The sequence below is a fragment of the Psychrobacter sp. CoH-33_TS_01 genome, assembly GCF_058189395.1.
The window spans coordinates 1-234 of record NZ_JBVGQI010000102.1 but is presented as its reverse complement, the minus strand read 5'-3'; the positions used below and the strand labels follow the sequence as shown (position 1 = coordinate 234).

Genomic DNA, 234 nt, shown 5'->3' with positions numbered 1-234 from the left:
ACGCAACTGTCGCCCGACGACGTGCGCGACCGCGTGCAGATCGGCGGCGCGAAATACGCGATCGTCGACGAGAACGAAGCCGCGAAATTCGAACAGCCCGATCTCGGCCTCGCGCAGCAGATCGTCGCCGGCGCGCCGCGCGCGGGCTGGCTCGCGATGAACGACGGCTATGCGGCGAGCGCCGCGTTCGAGCCGGACGCCGTCACGCACGCGAACGATCCGATGCCGCTGTAC

Annotated in this window: 1 pseudogene; it reads left to right on the top strand. The window is 69.7% G+C overall.

Going from position 1 to position 234, the window contains the following annotated elements:
- Positions 1-234: pseudogene (locus tag ACZ2XM_RS15700) on the top strand (hypothetical protein); the annotation flags it as partial.